The sequence below is a fragment of the Paenibacillus sp. FSL M7-0896 genome, from assembly GCF_037975415.1.
GTDB classification, from domain to species: Bacteria; Bacillota; Bacilli; order Paenibacillales; family Paenibacillaceae; genus Paenibacillus_AQ; species Paenibacillus_AQ silagei.
Genome location: NZ_CP150250.1, coordinates 2,230,940 through 2,245,068 on the forward strand (window position 1 = coordinate 2,230,940; position 14,129 = coordinate 2,245,068).

At 54.8% G+C, this 14,129-nt stretch carries 17 protein-coding genes; 13 read left to right on the forward strand and 4 right to left on the reverse strand.

The annotated features are described in order from the left end of the window. Positions 1-143: 143 nt before the first annotated feature. Positions 144-539 carry a NusG domain II-containing protein gene (locus MKY12_RS09310; protein WP_339314833.1) on the forward strand — a complete coding sequence of 132 codons (396 nt, stop codon included), beginning with the start codon at positions 144-146 and terminating at the stop codon, positions 537-539. Here the strand turns inward: MKY12_RS09310 and MKY12_RS09315 are convergent, their stop codons facing one another. The 3 genes from MKY12_RS09315 to MKY12_RS09325 are packed head-to-tail and all read right to left on the reverse strand — an operon-like array spanning position 540 to position 3,493. Next, positions 540-1,397, reverse strand: coding sequence for a TIGR03943 family protein (locus tag MKY12_RS09315; RefSeq protein ID WP_339313561.1), 858 nt, complete (start codon positions 1,395-1,397; stop codon positions 540-542). Between the two features lie 37 nt (positions 1,398-1,434). Further along, positions 1,435-2,424, reverse strand: a complete 990-nt coding sequence (locus tag MKY12_RS09320; RefSeq protein ID WP_339313562.1) for a permease — start codon at positions 2,422-2,424, stop codon at positions 1,435-1,437. A gap of 31 nt (positions 2,425-2,455) precedes the next feature. Further along, a complete protein-coding gene (locus MKY12_RS09325) occupies positions 2,456-3,493 on the reverse strand; it encodes a GTP-binding protein (protein ID WP_339313563.1) in 1,038 nt (345 codons plus the stop codon). Positions 3,494-3,708: 215 nt separating this feature from the next. Between MKY12_RS09325 and rpmG the strand changes: the two genes are divergently transcribed. The 7 genes from rpmG (at position 3,709) to MKY12_RS09360 (ending at position 9,816) form a co-directional block, all read left to right on the forward strand. Then, a complete protein-coding gene (gene rpmG / locus MKY12_RS09330) occupies positions 3,709-3,858 on the forward strand; it encodes a 50S ribosomal protein L33 (RefSeq protein WP_036725285.1) in 150 nt (49 codons plus the stop codon). A 320-nt stretch (positions 3,859-4,178) separates the two neighbouring features. Further along, positions 4,179-5,387, forward strand: coding sequence for a GTP-binding protein (locus MKY12_RS09335; protein WP_339313564.1), 1,209 nt, complete (start codon positions 4,179-4,181; stop codon positions 5,385-5,387). A gap of 634 nt (positions 5,388-6,021) precedes the next feature. After that, positions 6,022-6,729, forward strand: coding sequence for a metal ABC transporter ATP-binding protein (locus MKY12_RS09340; RefSeq protein WP_339313565.1), 708 nt, complete (start codon positions 6,022-6,024; stop codon positions 6,727-6,729). Beyond that, positions 6,675-7,538, forward strand: coding sequence for a metal ABC transporter permease (locus MKY12_RS09345; protein WP_209874721.1), 864 nt, complete (start codon positions 6,675-6,677; stop codon positions 7,536-7,538). The genes MKY12_RS09340 and MKY12_RS09345 overlap by 55 nt, the downstream gene beginning before the upstream one ends. After that, positions 7,532-8,731 (forward strand): metal ABC transporter substrate-binding protein, encoded by a 1,200-nt coding sequence (locus MKY12_RS09350; protein WP_339313566.1) that lies wholly within the window; start codon positions 7,532-7,534, stop codon positions 8,729-8,731. Before MKY12_RS09345 ends, MKY12_RS09350 begins: the two co-directional genes overlap by 7 nt. Before the next feature lie 21 nt (positions 8,732-8,752). Beyond that, entirely contained in the window at positions 8,753-9,022 is a 270-nt protein-coding gene (gene rpsN / locus MKY12_RS09355) for a 30S ribosomal protein S14 (protein ID WP_076078385.1), read from the forward strand. 170 nt (positions 9,023-9,192) lie between these two features. Next, positions 9,193-9,816 carry a class I SAM-dependent methyltransferase gene (locus tag MKY12_RS09360; RefSeq protein ID WP_339313567.1) on the forward strand — a complete coding sequence of 208 codons (624 nt, stop codon included), beginning with the start codon at positions 9,193-9,195 and terminating at the stop codon, positions 9,814-9,816. Between the two features lie 116 nt (positions 9,817-9,932). Here MKY12_RS09360 and MKY12_RS09365 read toward each other — a convergent pair whose 3' ends face one another. Then, entirely contained in the window at positions 9,933-10,517 is a 585-nt protein-coding gene (locus tag MKY12_RS09365) for a helix-turn-helix transcriptional regulator (RefSeq protein ID WP_036702276.1), read from the reverse strand. Positions 10,518-10,716: 199 nt separating this feature from the next. Between MKY12_RS09365 and MKY12_RS09370 the strand changes: the two genes are divergently transcribed. The 5 genes from MKY12_RS09370 (at position 10,717) to racE (ending at position 13,982) form a co-directional block, all read left to right on the forward strand. Then, the gene (locus MKY12_RS09370) at positions 10,717-11,004 is read left to right on the forward strand and encodes a Dabb family protein (RefSeq protein ID WP_036702274.1); all 288 of its coding nucleotides are present in this window, start codon (positions 10,717-10,719) and stop codon (positions 11,002-11,004) included. Between the two features lie 218 nt (positions 11,005-11,222). After that, positions 11,223-11,663 (forward strand): HepT-like ribonuclease domain-containing protein, encoded by a 441-nt coding sequence (locus tag MKY12_RS09375; RefSeq protein ID WP_036725274.1) that lies wholly within the window; start codon positions 11,223-11,225, stop codon positions 11,661-11,663. A 43-nt stretch (positions 11,664-11,706) separates the two neighbouring features. Beyond that, positions 11,707-12,372 carry a metalloregulator ArsR/SmtB family transcription factor gene (locus MKY12_RS09380; protein ID WP_339313568.1) on the forward strand — a complete coding sequence of 222 codons (666 nt, stop codon included), beginning with the start codon at positions 11,707-11,709 and terminating at the stop codon, positions 12,370-12,372. Between the two features lie 98 nt (positions 12,373-12,470). Further along, positions 12,471-12,950, forward strand: coding sequence for a YtxH domain-containing protein (locus MKY12_RS09385; RefSeq protein ID WP_081751142.1), 480 nt, complete (start codon positions 12,471-12,473; stop codon positions 12,948-12,950). A gap of 225 nt (positions 12,951-13,175) precedes the next feature. Next, complete coding sequence (gene racE / locus MKY12_RS09390; RefSeq protein ID WP_036725271.1) at positions 13,176-13,982, forward strand: glutamate racemase; 807 nt, start codon at positions 13,176-13,178, stop codon at positions 13,980-13,982. The last annotated feature ends 147 nt before the right edge of the window (positions 13,983-14,129 follow it).

The following is a 14,129-nucleotide window of genomic DNA, read 5'->3' on the forward strand; positions in this document are numbered from 1 at the left end:
TGTAATGTGAAAAGTCGGATAACCGGCAAGCAAAGCAAGCGCTATTCACGTTGACAGCTTTCCCTTGTCTGCATTATTATTATATAAATCGTAAATATTACGAATAAATAATGACAAGCGAAAGGTTCAATAGAGTGAAAACGATGAAGCGCGGAGATTTCCTGCTGATTCTTATTGTATTGCTGGCCGCCGGTTCCATCTACGGCTACAAGTGGTTCTCTAACCACAATCATCCGTATAAGCAAGGGGAGCTGGAGGCCGTAATCACTGTGAACGGCAAAGCTTACAAGACTGTACAGCTGACCAAGGAAGAGCAGATTATTGATATCCGCACCCGATATGGTCATAACACGCTGAAGGTATACGATTATGGTATTCAGATGACCTATTCGGATGCTCCGCTGACCATTGCGCTGGACATGGGATTCATCTCCCGGCCGAAGCAGCAGATTATCTGCATTCCGGCCCGTCTCCTGGTGGAGATCAGGAATCCGGAGTCTTCACTGGAGGATGACGATGCGCTGGACGCGGTCATCTAGTCATGGCTGCAGCTCTTTCCATGCCGCTACGGCATCGGCGTTCGTGTACACATAAGGTGTGGACGGTGCTGCCACTGCTATTATACTCTGCGGAGCGATCTGCAGAGTCTCCACTCCCTCATGGAGCGTCACATGAAGCTTGCCCCGAACCTCAATCCAGGTATCGGCGGGCAGGCTTATTTGTGTACCCGGTGCAAGAAGAATGCCGAAGGGGGTGGCATCTGCTGTACAGCATTGGACCAGGAAGCGGCTGACTGCGTAGCCGGATCGACCGGACCCCTGCGGCTCACGGTACAGGAAGCCTGATACAGAGATTTCCTTACCCTCGAACTGTGATTTGTACAGATTAAGGGCACCCAGCGTTTCTGAGAAAATCTCAGGGAATACAGGGATGACGGGCTGCCTGTAGAGCTGTCCTGCCAGCTCTGCAAATTCGGCCTCATAGGGGGTGGCCGCTGTGAAGCTAGCACCGGTGCCGGACTCAACGGCAGTGTAAGACAGGGCAAGGCCCTTCTTGGCCGCTGCGGCACTGCCGAGTGCCCGGTCGGGCAGCAGGAAGCCGAGCAGCAGCGGAAGCAGGAACAGGCTGTACAGCGCGGAGCTGCCCAGGAGTGAGCGGGGCAGGCGGTGCTCGCAGTCACAGAGGGCGGAGCTTCGGCCAAGCACAGCCTGGAGCCCGAGGCTGAGCGCCATCAGGGAGAGCGGAACCGGGCATAACCGGATCCAGCGGGCCAGCTTAGGAGCAACATAATAATGGAGGGCGTCCTGCTGGACCAGATGTCCGATATAGAGGGCGAAGGCGAGCAGAATAACCGCCCTGAGTACATAGTGAAACCGGATGCTTCCGGAGCTATTCATGCAGATCCTCCTTCAGATATTCGGAATTTCAGGGCAGCTACAGCCAGAATGAAGCCAGCACGGAGCCGGTGAAGACGGCCGCGGCAATTAGGAAGAACAGGTACAGGGCAAATCTGGTTTTGAACAGCGAGAGCAGCATCAGGGCGTTCTTGAAATCGAGCATCGGTCCCAGCACCATGAAGGCGAGCAGCGCCCCGGACGGGAAGGTATGCAGGAAGGTGGACGCAACGAAGGCGTCAGAGGTGGAGCAGAGCGAGAGTGCGAAGGCCAGTCCCATCATGAACACGTAGGAGCCGAGCGGACGGTCTCCAATGGCGGACAGGCTGCTCTGATTCATGAAGGTCTGGATTCCCGCAGTTAGCAGACAGCCGATGATCAGGAATTTGCCCATCTCAAAAAATTCATCCGACGTATGCACCAGGACCGCCGCCGCCCGGCCCCCGCGTAGTGTGCCATGCGGCTCTTCGCTTCCCTCCCGGCGGATGGATAAGCGCAGCGGCGATCTGCGGACGGTCCCGTAGATGATCAGACCAATGCATGCCGCTACGGCAAAAGCCAGTCCCATCCGGGTGTAGGCCAGCTCCGGATGGGAGCGGAAGGCTGTCAGGGTGGCCCCGTAGACGACCGGGTTGAGGATCGGGCCGGACAGAATGAACACGATGGCCACGTAGAGCGGCATCCCCTTATGCATGAGGCGGCGGACCAGCGGAATCATTCCGCATTCACAGACGGGGAAGAGGATCCCGAGCAGGCAGCCGAAGAGAATCGCCGGAACCGCGCGGCGTGGAATCCAGCGTGAGATCAGCTCGTCCGGCACGAAGACGCGAAGCAGGGAGGCGAGCAGCGCGCCCAACAGGACAAACGGCAAGGCCTCCAGCAGAATGCCGAGGAATGCGGTTTTGAACGTGTCGACATAGCCGTTGTCCAGCAGGCTTAGATGTCCGGGCAGCCACAGACTGCCCGCTGTGAGCAGAAAAGCGGCGGAAAAGAGCAGCGGCAATATTTTAAACGGCGTAAGGGTTGTCAAGGGTTCATCGGCTCCTTCCCACACAGGGTTCTTAGCTGAATAACGCCGCCCAGCTGCGGCTGATCGCCTTCTCATCCAGATTCAGGCCAATGCAGACGATATAAGGCTGGCCCGGGTAACTTGAAGCCTCCCAGGAGATACGGTTACCTGCAAGCTGCACCAGCTGCACGGAATCCCGGCCTGCAAGCCGCACATGGCCCTTGGCCCGGAGCAGACTGTAGCCCCATTGCCGCAAAAAATGCTCCAGCTCCTCCTGGCGGAGGCTCCCGGTCCATGCCGGGGGAACGGTTAACGTCACTGCTGCCACTTGGGAGAAAGAGCCGTCCGCCCCGGATTCAGGCTCATGTACTGCCGTTGCGCTGCCGGTGCTGCTGCTGCCCGTGTTCATGCGCTGGAGGGCGGTGCCGCTGATATTGCCGGGGCCGCGCCGGGGAGCAGAGCCCTTAAATCCGAGGGCGGCGATGCCTGTCAGCAGCGGGGCGAGATTAATCTGGCTGTAGTGGGTGAAGACAATCTCGGATTCCGAATTTTGCTTGTAGACCATCTTCTCGATCTTCCAGAGGGTCTCCGGTTCTACCAGATCGCTTTTGTTGACGATGATGAGATCAGCGGTGGTGATCTGCTTACGCAGGGTGCGGACGAGCTGCTTGTCGGACGAGAAGCGGCTGCTGTATTCCAGCGCATTCTCGGCATCCAGCAGCGTAATGGCGTGGTGCAGCTGCAGCCGGTCTGCCAGCGCCGGCGCCAGCAGCGACTTCGCGATCTCGTCCGGGTCAGCTACCCCTGTAAGCTCGATGTAGATGATATCCGGGCGGCGTACCAGCAGGGCGGTCAGGCTGCGCGGCAGCTCCTCCTTGCGGCTGCAGCAGATGCAGCCGTCCAGCAGCTTTTCCACACTTGTGCCGGTACTCTCCTGAAGGATATAGCCGTCCACATCTTTTGCGCCCAGCTCATTCATGATTACGCCCGGGTTCAGCCCTCTCCGCTTGCTCTCCTTCAGCAGACTCAGCAGCAGGGTTGTCTTTCCGCTCCCCAGAAATCCGCTTAATATAATCACAGGTATCTTCATGGCTCACTCTCCCGCTCCAATAGTACCGTCCCCATAAGAAGGCGGCCAAGCCGCTTCCGCTTGTAATTCCATCTATACGTCAAGCTTATTCAGGAAAGAACACTAATCTAAGAGAGCCCAAATGTTCCTGGACAGCTGTTGACAGCGGAGGGCGGGAGCGTGTAGAATGTGTAAATCGTAATAATTACGATTAAATAGAAGGGAGCTTGATTGAAATGAGAGTAATCGTTACTTTGGCCTGTACGGAGACGGGCGACCGCAACTATACCACCACGAAGAATAAAAGAACGACACCGGAACGCCTGGAGATGAGAAAATATTGCCCGCGCCTGAAGCGTGTCACACTGCACCGGGAGACCCGCTAAGCTGCGGAAATCACTTTAACTCATCGCTGGCTGAGGGTTTGCATTGCCCCGATTAGAGTGCAAGGGGGAGGCTTGATTGCAGTCTGTACAACTAAATCGCCGGATGTGCCGCCGAATCTCTGTTTAACTGTAGTTCGTGCAATTAAAATGCCTCTATACCTGGATTTTCGCCCATTTGGGCTAATCTAGTTGTACAGAATACAGTTAGAAGAGGAAAGCCTTCCGTTTCACTGTTTTTAGTTGCACAGAATACACTTATCTCTGGTGGTTCGCTACGAACAGAATGCCTTTTTGAAAATATAATCTACAAGGAGAATACAATGGATAAAATTCCTGTAACAGTGCTAAGCGGATATCTTGGCTCCGGCAAGACTACACTGCTCAATCATATTTTGCATAATCGTGAGGGCCTGAAGGTGGCCGTGATCGTCAATGATATGAGCGAAGTGAATGTGGATGCGAATCTGGTCAAATCCGGCAGCAGCCTCTCCCGCACCGAGGAGAAGCTGGTGGAGATGTCTAATGGCTGCATCTGCTGCACCCTCCGCGATGACCTGCTGCGTGAAGTGAATCATCTCGCCTCGGAGGGGCGCTTCGATTACATTCTGATCGAATCCTCCGGGATCAGCGAGCCGGTGCCGGTGGCCCAGACCTTCACTTACCCGAACCCGGAGCTGGATATCGATCTGACGGAGCTGGCCCGGCTGGACACGATGGTTACGGTGGTCGATGCCAACCGCTTCTGGCAGGATTTCGCCTCGGGCGACAGTCTGCTGGACCGCAATATGACGGCGGGCGAAGGCGACTTCCGGGATATCGTCGATCTGCTGATCGATCAGATTGAGACCTGTGATGTGCTGCTGCTCAACAAGTGCGATCTGGTGAAGGAGGCAGAGCTGAACAAGCTGGAGGCCGTTCTGCGCAGACTTCAGCCGCGGGCGAAGATTATCCGTACGGTAAATGCACAAGTGGAGCTATCCGAGATTCTCAATACGGGATTATTCGATTTCGAACAGACCAGCCAGTCGTCCGGCTGGATCGCTGAGCTTGCCAAAGAGGAACACACACCGGAGACTGAGGAATACGGCATCACCTCCTTCGTCTACCGCCGGAGAACGCCGTTCCATCCGCAGCGGCTGAGCTTCTTCTTCAGTAACTGGCCATCCGAGGTCGTCCGGGCGAAGGGATTAGTCTGGCTGGCCGCCAGTGGTGATCTGGCAGCGACCATCAGCCAGGCAGGGCCGTCGATCCAGTTCGGTCCCGCCGGTTATTGGCTGGCTACCCTGCCGGAGGAGCAGCAGCAGGAGGTGCTGGCTGCGGAAGCTGATGTGCTGGCGAAGTGGGACGAGCAGTGGGGAGACCGGCTGAATGAGATCGTCTTCATCGGAGTTCAGATGAACCGTGAGGATATCGAAGCCCGCCTGGACCGCTGCCTGCTGACCGCAGAGGAGATGAAGCAGGACTGGACGGCATTCAACAACCCGCTTCCTTGGCATGTAGAGGAGCTGCTTGCGGCGGGGCAGGAATAACTTCTTCTGTAAATGATAGTCTGGAAAGCCGGAATCCTTTCTGCGGATTCCGGCTTTGTGCTGTGTAGGGAATAGGTGCCACGCAGGTAGATGGGGCAAAAGCAAATACGAATGTATGCGGAAAACCGAACACATTGTGCTAGTGCGAGGGCTGGTGGGCCAAATGTATGCGATAAAGCGAACACATTGTGTAGTGCGAGGGGCTAGTGGGGCGGATGTATGCAAAAAACCGAACACATTGTGTAGTGCGAGGGTAAGTGGGGCATTCATGCTGGCACGGGTGGACATAGACCGAGTCGGTGCGATCCCAATGGCTTGAATTTCGATGTTTTGTCGCACGCTGGCTTGGCCCGAACAAAGTTAATCAGTGTGATTACGATTAATTTGTTGTTTTGGGTTTACAAATCGTAATGATTACGATAATATCAATGAAGTTGAAACATAATAGTAAATATTACGAATAATAATCAATACTTAGTTTGTTTAATCCGTGGAACATGCTTGGTCCAAATTAATAAGTGCCCAACAGCAGACGGAGCAGTAACTACGGCAGCAGCCATAGGATCACGCACGGAATCAGGCACGGAATCATTACGGCACGCCACAGCGGGCCGAATAGAAAGGGGGAGGAACGATGATTTTGTCATCCATCAGGGATGTGGTGTTCGGTTACGGGGATGAGCCGGTCATTGACCGCTTGTCGCTGGATCTGGAGGCTGGACAGTTCATTGGAATTACCGGACCGAACGGGGCAGCGAAGACCACGCTGCTCAAGCTGATGTTGGGCCTGCTGAAGCCCTGGAGCGGAACGGTTACTCTGAACCGGGAAATTACCGGAGGAGGCAAGCTTACGGTCGGGTATGTGCCGCAGCAGGTAGCCTCCTTCAATGCCGGATTTCCGAGCAAGGTGATTGAGCTGGTCCGTTCCGGCTGTTATTCAGGGCTGGGATTGTTCCGCCGCTTCACTAAGGAACAGGAGGAGCTCGTCGAGAGCAGCCTGCGGCAGGTGGAGATGTGGGATTACCGTAACCGGAGAATCGGCGAGCTGTCCGGCGGGCAGAAGCAGCGGATCTGCATCGCCCGCGCGCTGGCGCAGCAGCCGCAGGTGCTGGTGCTGGATGAGCCGGTAACGGGGATGGATGCTGCCAGCCGCACCGGGTTCTATGAGCTGATGCGGCATTATGTCAGCCGGCATGGCCGGACCGTCATCATGGTTACACACGGCCTGGAAGAGACGAGTTCCTATCTGGATACCGTGATTACGCTGGAACGCAAGGAGCAGGAGGGCTGGACATGCTTGGTTACGAATTCATGCAACGCGCATTTTGGGCAGGAGGCCTGATCGGGCTGATCGGACCCTTGCTGGGAGTCTACCTGATGCTGCGCAGGCAGGTGCTGATGGCCGATACGCTGTCTCATGTCTCCCTTGCCGGAGTAGCACTGGGTTCCGTACTGGGATGGAATCCTGCTTTGAGCGGCTTCGCTGTAGCTATAGCAGGAGGGCTGATTATTGAACAGCTGCGCCGCTCTTACCGAACCTACAGCGAGCTTCCGGTTGCTATTATTATGACCTCCGGCCTGGCGCTGGCCGTCGTGCTGATGAGCCTGAAGCAGAATTTGACCAAAAGCTTCAGCTCTTATCTGTTCGGCTCCATCGTTGCCGTAAGTGATACTCAGCTTAAACTGATCGCCGTGGTGGCTGCAGCCGGTCTTCTCTATTTCATCATTCTGCGCCGCCCATTGTACAGCCTAACCTTCGACGAAGAGACGGCCGCTATCAGCGGTGTCCGTACCGGGTGGTTGTCCTTCTCGTTCGCCGTCCTAACCGGTATGACCGTTGCCGCAGCTATGCCGGTGGTGGGTGTGCTGCTCGTATCCGCTCTGATTGTGCTGCCCGCTTCTATAGCGCTGCGGATTGCATCGGGCTTCACGGCAGCCATAATGATCTCCGTCAGTGTGGGGCTGACCGGTGTGTTCAGCGGGCTTACAGCCTCCTACTATATCAACACGCCTCCAGGAGGCACGATTGCACTCATTCTGCTGGTATTTCTGCTGATAGCCATTGCAGTACAGAAGCTGATCAGGCTGCGCAGCCGCAGCCAGTATTCATCTCAAGCCAATGAAGAAAAGGGGTCTCACAACATATGTTGAAATTCAAATCCATAGCAATATCCAATTCGAGCGCACAGTCCACATTCAGAATCCGTCAGCTTGCCGCCTTGTCCCTGACCGCCATGCTATTGATCTCCGGCTGCGGCAACAACACTGCGACGAAAGCCGCTTCAACCAGCAGTCCGGCGGCTTCACCATCGGCTGCGGCCGAAGCTTCATCTGTACCCGCAGGGGATAAATTGAACATTAAGGTTAGCTTTTACCCGATGTACGAATTCACGAAAAGCATTACCGGAGACCTTGCCAATGTGGAGGTGCTGGTCCCGCCCGGAGTCGAGCCGCATGATTGGGAACCGACTGCGAAGGATATGGCTGATATTTCGGATGCAGATGTGCTTGTCTATAATGGCGCAGGCATGGAGGGCTGGGCGCAGCAGATTGTGGACGGTGCTGCCGGAAGTGATCTGATTACGATAGAGGCGAGTAAAGGACTCCAGATTATTGAAGGAACAGAGCACGAACACGAACATGAACATGAACATGAACACAGCCATGAAGAGGAAGCTGCGGCTGAAGCAGACCACGATCACGGCCATGACCATCAACATGATGAGTCCGCAACTGAAGGAAGCGGTCACGACCATTCCCATAATGATACAGCTGTCAGTGAAGCAGACCATGACCACGACCACGACCATGACCACGGCGGGCTTGATCCTCATGTATGGCTGGACCCGGTGATGGCTATCCGGGAGGTTAAGACCATTGAAGCAGCACTCTCCGCAGCATTTCCAGGGAATGCAGCCGCCTTCCACGCGAACAGCGATGCTTATATCGTCAAGCTGGAGAAGCTGGATCAGGATTTCAGAGCCGGGCTTCAGAATGCGAAGCGCAAGGACTTTATTACGCAGCATGCCGCTTTTGGTTATCTGGCACAGCAATATGGCTTGACGCAGGTGCCGATTGCGGGGCTGTCGCCGGAGCAGGAGCCGTCTGCTGCACAGATGGCCAAGATTGTGGAGTTCGCCAAGGCGAATAAGGTGACTACGATCTTTTTCGAGACCTTGGTCTCCTCCAGTGTCGCCGATACTATTGCCCAGGAAATAGGAGCCAAGACTGCTGTGCTGAATCCAATCGAAGGATTAACAGAGGAAGACGCTGCGCATAATCTCGATTACCTAAGTCTGATGCAGCAGAATCTTGAAGCGCTGATCCAGGCGCTGAACGAATAAGAACGAAGGAGCTGATCAATAGTGGCCAAGAAATCAAAGGTTGTGAAGGAACAGAAGCGGCAGGAGCTGGTGGCGAAGTACGCTGACAAGCGCAGAGAGCTGAAGGCGGCAGGCGATGTAATGGCACTGCAGAAGCTGCCCAGGGATTCCTCAGCCACCCGTCAAAAAAACAGATGCAGCGTGTCCGGCAGACCGCGCGGCTATCTGAGTACATTCAAGATATCCCGTATCGTCTTCCGGGAGCTGGCACACAAGGGACAAATTCCAGGCGTTACCAAGTCCAGCTGGTAGGCTGTTAACTTCATAGTTGCTATAACGGCAAGACGGCTGATTTCTCTGTGTTACAGGAGCCAGCCGTTTTGCTGTGTCCATAGACTTTGCCGGATCTGGCAGAGTGGACTATGATAGAGAAGAGGGACAGCTATATAGATACATAATATCAACAGGAAAGAAGGAGCTGCATGACTGAGTATTGGAGTAAAAGATTTGTGCAGGAGGGGATGATCTGGGGGAGTGAGCCAAGCCCGTCGGCAGAATGGGCGAAGCGGAAATTCCAGGAGGCAGGTGTCTCCTCCGTGCTTGTTCCGGGTGCCGGGTATGGGCGGAATACCAAAGTATTCTCTGCTGATTTTAAAGTATACGGCATAGAATTAAGTGAACCGGCGCTTGAGCTGGCCGCAGCATGGGACCCGGGAACTAGCTTTATTGCAGGCTCGGCGCTGGAGCCGCAGCTTAGGCAGTCTGTAGATGCCGTATACTGCTATGATGTTCTGCATTTATTCCTCGCCGGGGACCGCCGCAGGCTGATTGAAGCGAGTCTCCGTCAGGTCAGGACTGGAGGACTGCTCTACTTCACCAGCTTCTCCGACGGAGATCCCAATAACGGCTGCGGGAGAGAGCTGGAGCCGGGCACCTTTGAATATAAAGAGGATAAATATGCCCACTTCTTCAGCGATGCCGATTTGCGGGAGCATTTTGCCGGGACGGAGATTCTGGAGACAGGTTCATTTACCGAGTCGTTGCAGAACCCGCAGGGCGGGACTCATGAATACATACTAAGAACGATCCTTGCGCTCAAACGGTAACTGCCATCTGCGAAAGTAACGTCAACATGGCCCCTCCCTGCGGCGAGAAGGACCCTACTGTGAACCTGATGCTGTGCGAGCTCCCGCTTCTTCCTGCGGCTTCCTATTAATGAAGGTTAATGCAGCTCGCAGTCGGCGAACAGGATATGCCGCGGAATGCGGAAGAAATTCTCGGCCTTCTCCTGCAGGGCCAGGGTAGGCAGATGGCAGTGGTGCAGCCACTTGCGGAAGGTGCCGGGATGGACGCCGATCCAGATGCTGACATCGGTTACCGAGAAATCATACACCATGCAGAGTCCGGTCAGAATCGCGTTATGCTGCGGTGAATGGGCGAGCGTTCTTTTCATGAAACGGGATGGGGTCGGCTGGCAAACAATCGGACTTTGCCGCAGAAGAGCTTCATTGAACAGGATATGGGGCGGATAGCCTAAATGGCGGCAGACCTTGTCCAGATTGGTTCTGGAGGGAATGCGTCCTTCATATACCCATGCGCTTACGCTGCGTGAGGAGACGGAGAGCTCTTCTGCGAGACGGGAGAGCTTCATGTCCTTGGCCATCAGGATGGCCAGCAGAACGCGGTTGCGGATCTGGCTGCGTTTGGGGCGGCGAAATCTTTTGACCCGTACGCCTTGTCCAAGATATTTGCGGTTGATCAGAGACCAGGCCTGAATTTTATGTGTTTCTTGCTGATTTTTAGCCATAATACCTCCGGGTGTACTGATTTAATGAAGTGACGGATCATCTAGTTTAGCTGTTATGACTTTACCATTTCATCACGGCATTCGTCCAGAGTGCAAAGCTCCTGTTTTGGTCATGAACCAAGATTGTTTCAGTAATGCTGCAGTTTATGATATATTTTGAGTAATCAATTTCACATTAATCAGGCTGGGAGCGGGATAGATGATCAAGCATATTGTTTTCTTCAAATTAAAGGACCGGTCCCCGGACAAGGTCGCAGAGACTGTTGCAGTCCTCCGTAATATGGAAGGAAGAATTCCGCAGCTGCTGTCCATTGAAGTCGGGGCCGATCTGATTCACTCGGAGCGTTCGTTCGATATCGCCCTGGTCACGGTTGTTGCCTCGATGGAGGATCTGCAGGCGTATCAGGTGCACCCGGCTCACAAGGAAGTCATTGCCCATATCAACGAGGTCAAGGAGCTGTCGGTAGCGGTCGATTACGAGATCTGAGACTGCACGACTTGCAAGGCTGGAACCCATTAAGCACGGAAAGCGGTGAGCGGAATGCGTGAGCTTGAGTATCCGATGGAAGCATTGACGTATCTGATTGTTTTTATGGCGGCGTGTGTCGTGATGGTGTTCTGGCTGAAGCGCCGGGGCAGGCGGGGGAAATAACGGCAGTTCATGTTAAGGAAGGTCACTAAATACCGCAGGGTGGAGGGTCAGCTGTGTATTATGTCAACCGGAAGCAAATAGAAGTTATTCTTGAACAGATCCCTGATCTTAATGAAGGTCTAGCACATGCAGCTTCTTCCTGGGACGGCAGTACGCTGCTGGGTCTGGTGCAGGAACGGTGCTTACATCTGGCCGTTGAAGTCGTGACGGATGTGGGCAGCTGTCTGATTGACGGGTTCATTATGCGTGATGCCGGAAGCTACGAGGATATTATATCTATTATCCATGAGGAAAAGGTGCTGGGAGACAGCGGGATCTACGAGGATCTGACTTCGCTTGTAGCCTTGCGTAAGCCGCTGGTTCAGGATTATTTCGTATGGGAACGCAGAGAGCTGCACCCCATGACCCGGACGCTGCCGGATATTCTGGAGAAGTTCGCTTGCGAGGTGCGCAGGTATCTGGATCAGGAGCTGGGCAGCGGGGTCACGGGTTAGCTGAGCCGGGGCTGTGTGCATACAGACAGAAAGGAGGTCCTTTATGGTGAAGAAGGGTCAGGAGAGCGGTTCAACCCGGCGGATGATTATGACGCTGCTGAAGATGAGAGGTCCACTGACGATCAGCGCTCTTGCCGAGGAATTGGGAATTACCGAGATGGGTGTCCGCCGCCATGTGCTTCAGCTGGAGCAGGAGTCGCTTGCCAAGACCAAGGTTGTGCGCCAGGCCATGGGACGTCCGATGCATGTATATTCGCTTACCGAGCGGGCGGAGGATCATTTTCCCAAAAGCTATCACAATCTGGCGCTGGAGCTGCTGCGGGAGCTGGACCACGGGAGCGGGGCGGATGCGGTCAATATACTGTTTGAAGGCCGCAAGCGGCGGATGCTTGCCCAGTACAGTAGGGTGATGCAGAGCCGTGATCTGGAGGAGCGGGTGGCGGAGCTGTCAACCATTCAGAATGCCGGGGGCTATATGGCGGAGTGGAGCAAGGAAGAGGACGGCTCATACACACTGAGGGAGTATAATTGTCCCATTCGTCAGGTGGCTACCCAGTACCGCAAGGCCTGCCAGTGCGAGCAGCATTTGTTCGAGGAGCTGCTGGAAGCGAAGGTGACACGCAGTGAGTGTATGGCGGAAGGCGGCCAATGCTGCCGGTATGCAATCACGCCGAACCCCGAGCAGAAAACTTCCGAAATCAAGGGCTGAACAGTCACAGGACATCCTCTCTATGCTTATGATATAGCAGAAATAGGCGATCGCCCGGGTGGCCGGGCAGAGGCACTTAGAAACCAAAGGAGAGATTGATGATGAAAAAAGATAACAAAAGCTTGCTCTGGGGCGTACTCGCCGGCAGTATTGTGGGATCGGTGACAGCGCTGCTGTTCGCTCCTAAGCCGGGTAAGGAGCTGCGCAAGGATATTGCCGAAGGCACAACGGAAGCTGTGGATAAGGTTCAGGTTATTGCCGGCCAGGCCGGTGAGAAGACCACAGAGATCTACGGTAAGGCCAAAGAAGCTGTAGTCTCGGTGGTAAGCGAAGTCAAGGAATGGAGCAAATCCGTCAAGGATGCGGTGGAAGAAGCAGATGTAGCTACTGTAAGCGGCATTGCTGAGCAGGCTGTGGAAGTTACCGATGCAGTGGAAGCCGTGCGTGACGAGGTGGCTGCATATGAGGCTGCTGAAGAAGCGGCAGTGGTGGAGGCTGAGATCGAAGCTGTGACCGGTACAGATGCTGCTGTAGCGGAAGCTATCGAGGATGGCAAAACCGCAGGGAAGCTGTCCTAAGCTTGATATAAAAGGTATGGAGCCGTTTTCCGCTGCACAGGCGGGAGGCGGCTTTTGCGTGTGGCGGTATGCTTCGGGTGGGTCTGCATTATGGCTCCGCTATCTTCTCTACTTGAACTGAACCGGCAAATGGGGTAATATCTGCAATTGGGGCTGAAATCCTGGTACACATTATTCCAGCCTTACATAAGCTACACAAAACGAGTTAAAGGATGCGGTGTGTTCGTGCAGCAGGCAATAGCAATATTAGACTCAGGCGTAGGAGGATTGACCGTAGTCAAGGAAGTGATGCGACAGCTCCCCCGGGAGAAAATCATCTATTTCGGCGACACGGCAAGAGCCCCGTACGGACCCCGTTCCACTGAGGAAGTGAAATTGTTCACTGAACAAATCGTGGACTATTTAATTCAATTTAATCCTAAAATGATCGTCATTGCTTGCAATACAGCAACGGCAGCAGCGCTTGATTATATCTCCGCCAAGGTAGCCATTCCTGTGATCGGAGTCATTCACCCCGGTGCCCGCGCCGCCATCAGCGCATCCAAGAGCGGACAGGTCGGCGTGATCGGGACCATCGGCACGATTACAAGCGGTGCTTATACGGCGGCGCTGAAGCAGTTGTCTCCCTTTGTTCAGGTGGTCAGCCAAGCCTGCCCGGCGCTTGTGCCCTACGTAGAGCAGGGGTTATTCCGCTCGGAGGAGAGCCATCTGGCGGTGGCCGAATCACTGAACGGCATCAAGTACGAGCCGATCGATACGCTGATTCTCGGCTGCACCCATTATCCGTTCCTGGTGGAGCCGATCGGCAGGGTGATGGGACCCGGCGTCAAGCTGATCAGCTCGGCGGATGAGACGGCGCGGGAGATCAGCACCATCCTCTACGATAAAGGCCAGCTGGCGCGCGGGGATGAGAGTCCGATTCACCAGTTCTTCTGCAGCGGAGATGCGGAAATCTTCCAGCGGATTGCCCGGGACTGGCTGGGCGAGCAGATCAGCCGGACGCCGGTAGTATGGCAAGTATCTACTCTGTAGGATGAGAGCATTGCAGCGGCGAACTGAATAGGGACAAACCCCCGAGTTGCTACATTTCCACATGACCCGCTGCTGCTGCTCATATACTAGGCATGAGGGCCGGGTCCCGTATGTCATCACGGAGGATGTTAGGGATGCCGGCACAAG

Excerpts from the sequence above, each read along its gene's own strand:
- MKY12_RS09385 (WP_081751142.1), top strand. The coding sequence starts at position 12,471 with ATGATGAAAAAAGATAACAAAAGCTTGCTCTGGGGCGTACTCGCCGGC.
- rpmG (WP_036725285.1), top strand. The coding sequence starts at position 3,709 with ATGAGAGTAATCGTTACTTTGGCCTGTACGGAGACGGGCGACCGCAAC.
- MKY12_RS09350 (WP_339313566.1), top strand. The coding sequence starts at position 7,532 with ATGTTGAAATTCAAATCCATAGCAATATCCAATTCGAGCGCACAGTCC.
- MKY12_RS09325 (WP_339313563.1), bottom strand. The coding sequence starts at position 3,493 with ATGAAGATACCTGTGATTATATTAAGCGGATTTCTGGGGAGCGGAAAG.
- MKY12_RS09335 (WP_339313564.1), top strand. The coding sequence starts at position 4,179 with ATGGATAAAATTCCTGTAACAGTGCTAAGCGGATATCTTGGCTCCGGC.
- MKY12_RS09360 (WP_339313567.1), top strand. The coding sequence starts at position 9,193 with ATGACTGAGTATTGGAGTAAAAGATTTGTGCAGGAGGGGATGATCTGG.
- MKY12_RS09340 (WP_339313565.1), top strand. The coding sequence starts at position 6,022 with ATGATTTTGTCATCCATCAGGGATGTGGTGTTCGGTTACGGGGATGAG.
- MKY12_RS09380 (WP_339313568.1), top strand. The coding sequence starts at position 11,707 with ATGGTGAAGAAGGGTCAGGAGAGCGGTTCAACCCGGCGGATGATTATG.
- MKY12_RS09310 (WP_339314833.1), top strand. The coding sequence starts at position 144 with ATGAAGCGCGGAGATTTCCTGCTGATTCTTATTGTATTGCTGGCCGCC.
- MKY12_RS09365 (WP_036702276.1), bottom strand. The coding sequence starts at position 10,517 with ATGGCTAAAAATCAGCAAGAAACACATAAAATTCAGGCCTGGTCTCTG.
- MKY12_RS09370 (WP_036702274.1), top strand. The coding sequence starts at position 10,717 with ATGATCAAGCATATTGTTTTCTTCAAATTAAAGGACCGGTCCCCGGAC.
- MKY12_RS09315 (WP_339313561.1), bottom strand. The coding sequence starts at position 1,397 with ATGAATAGCTCCGGAAGCATCCGGTTTCACTATGTACTCAGGGCGGTT.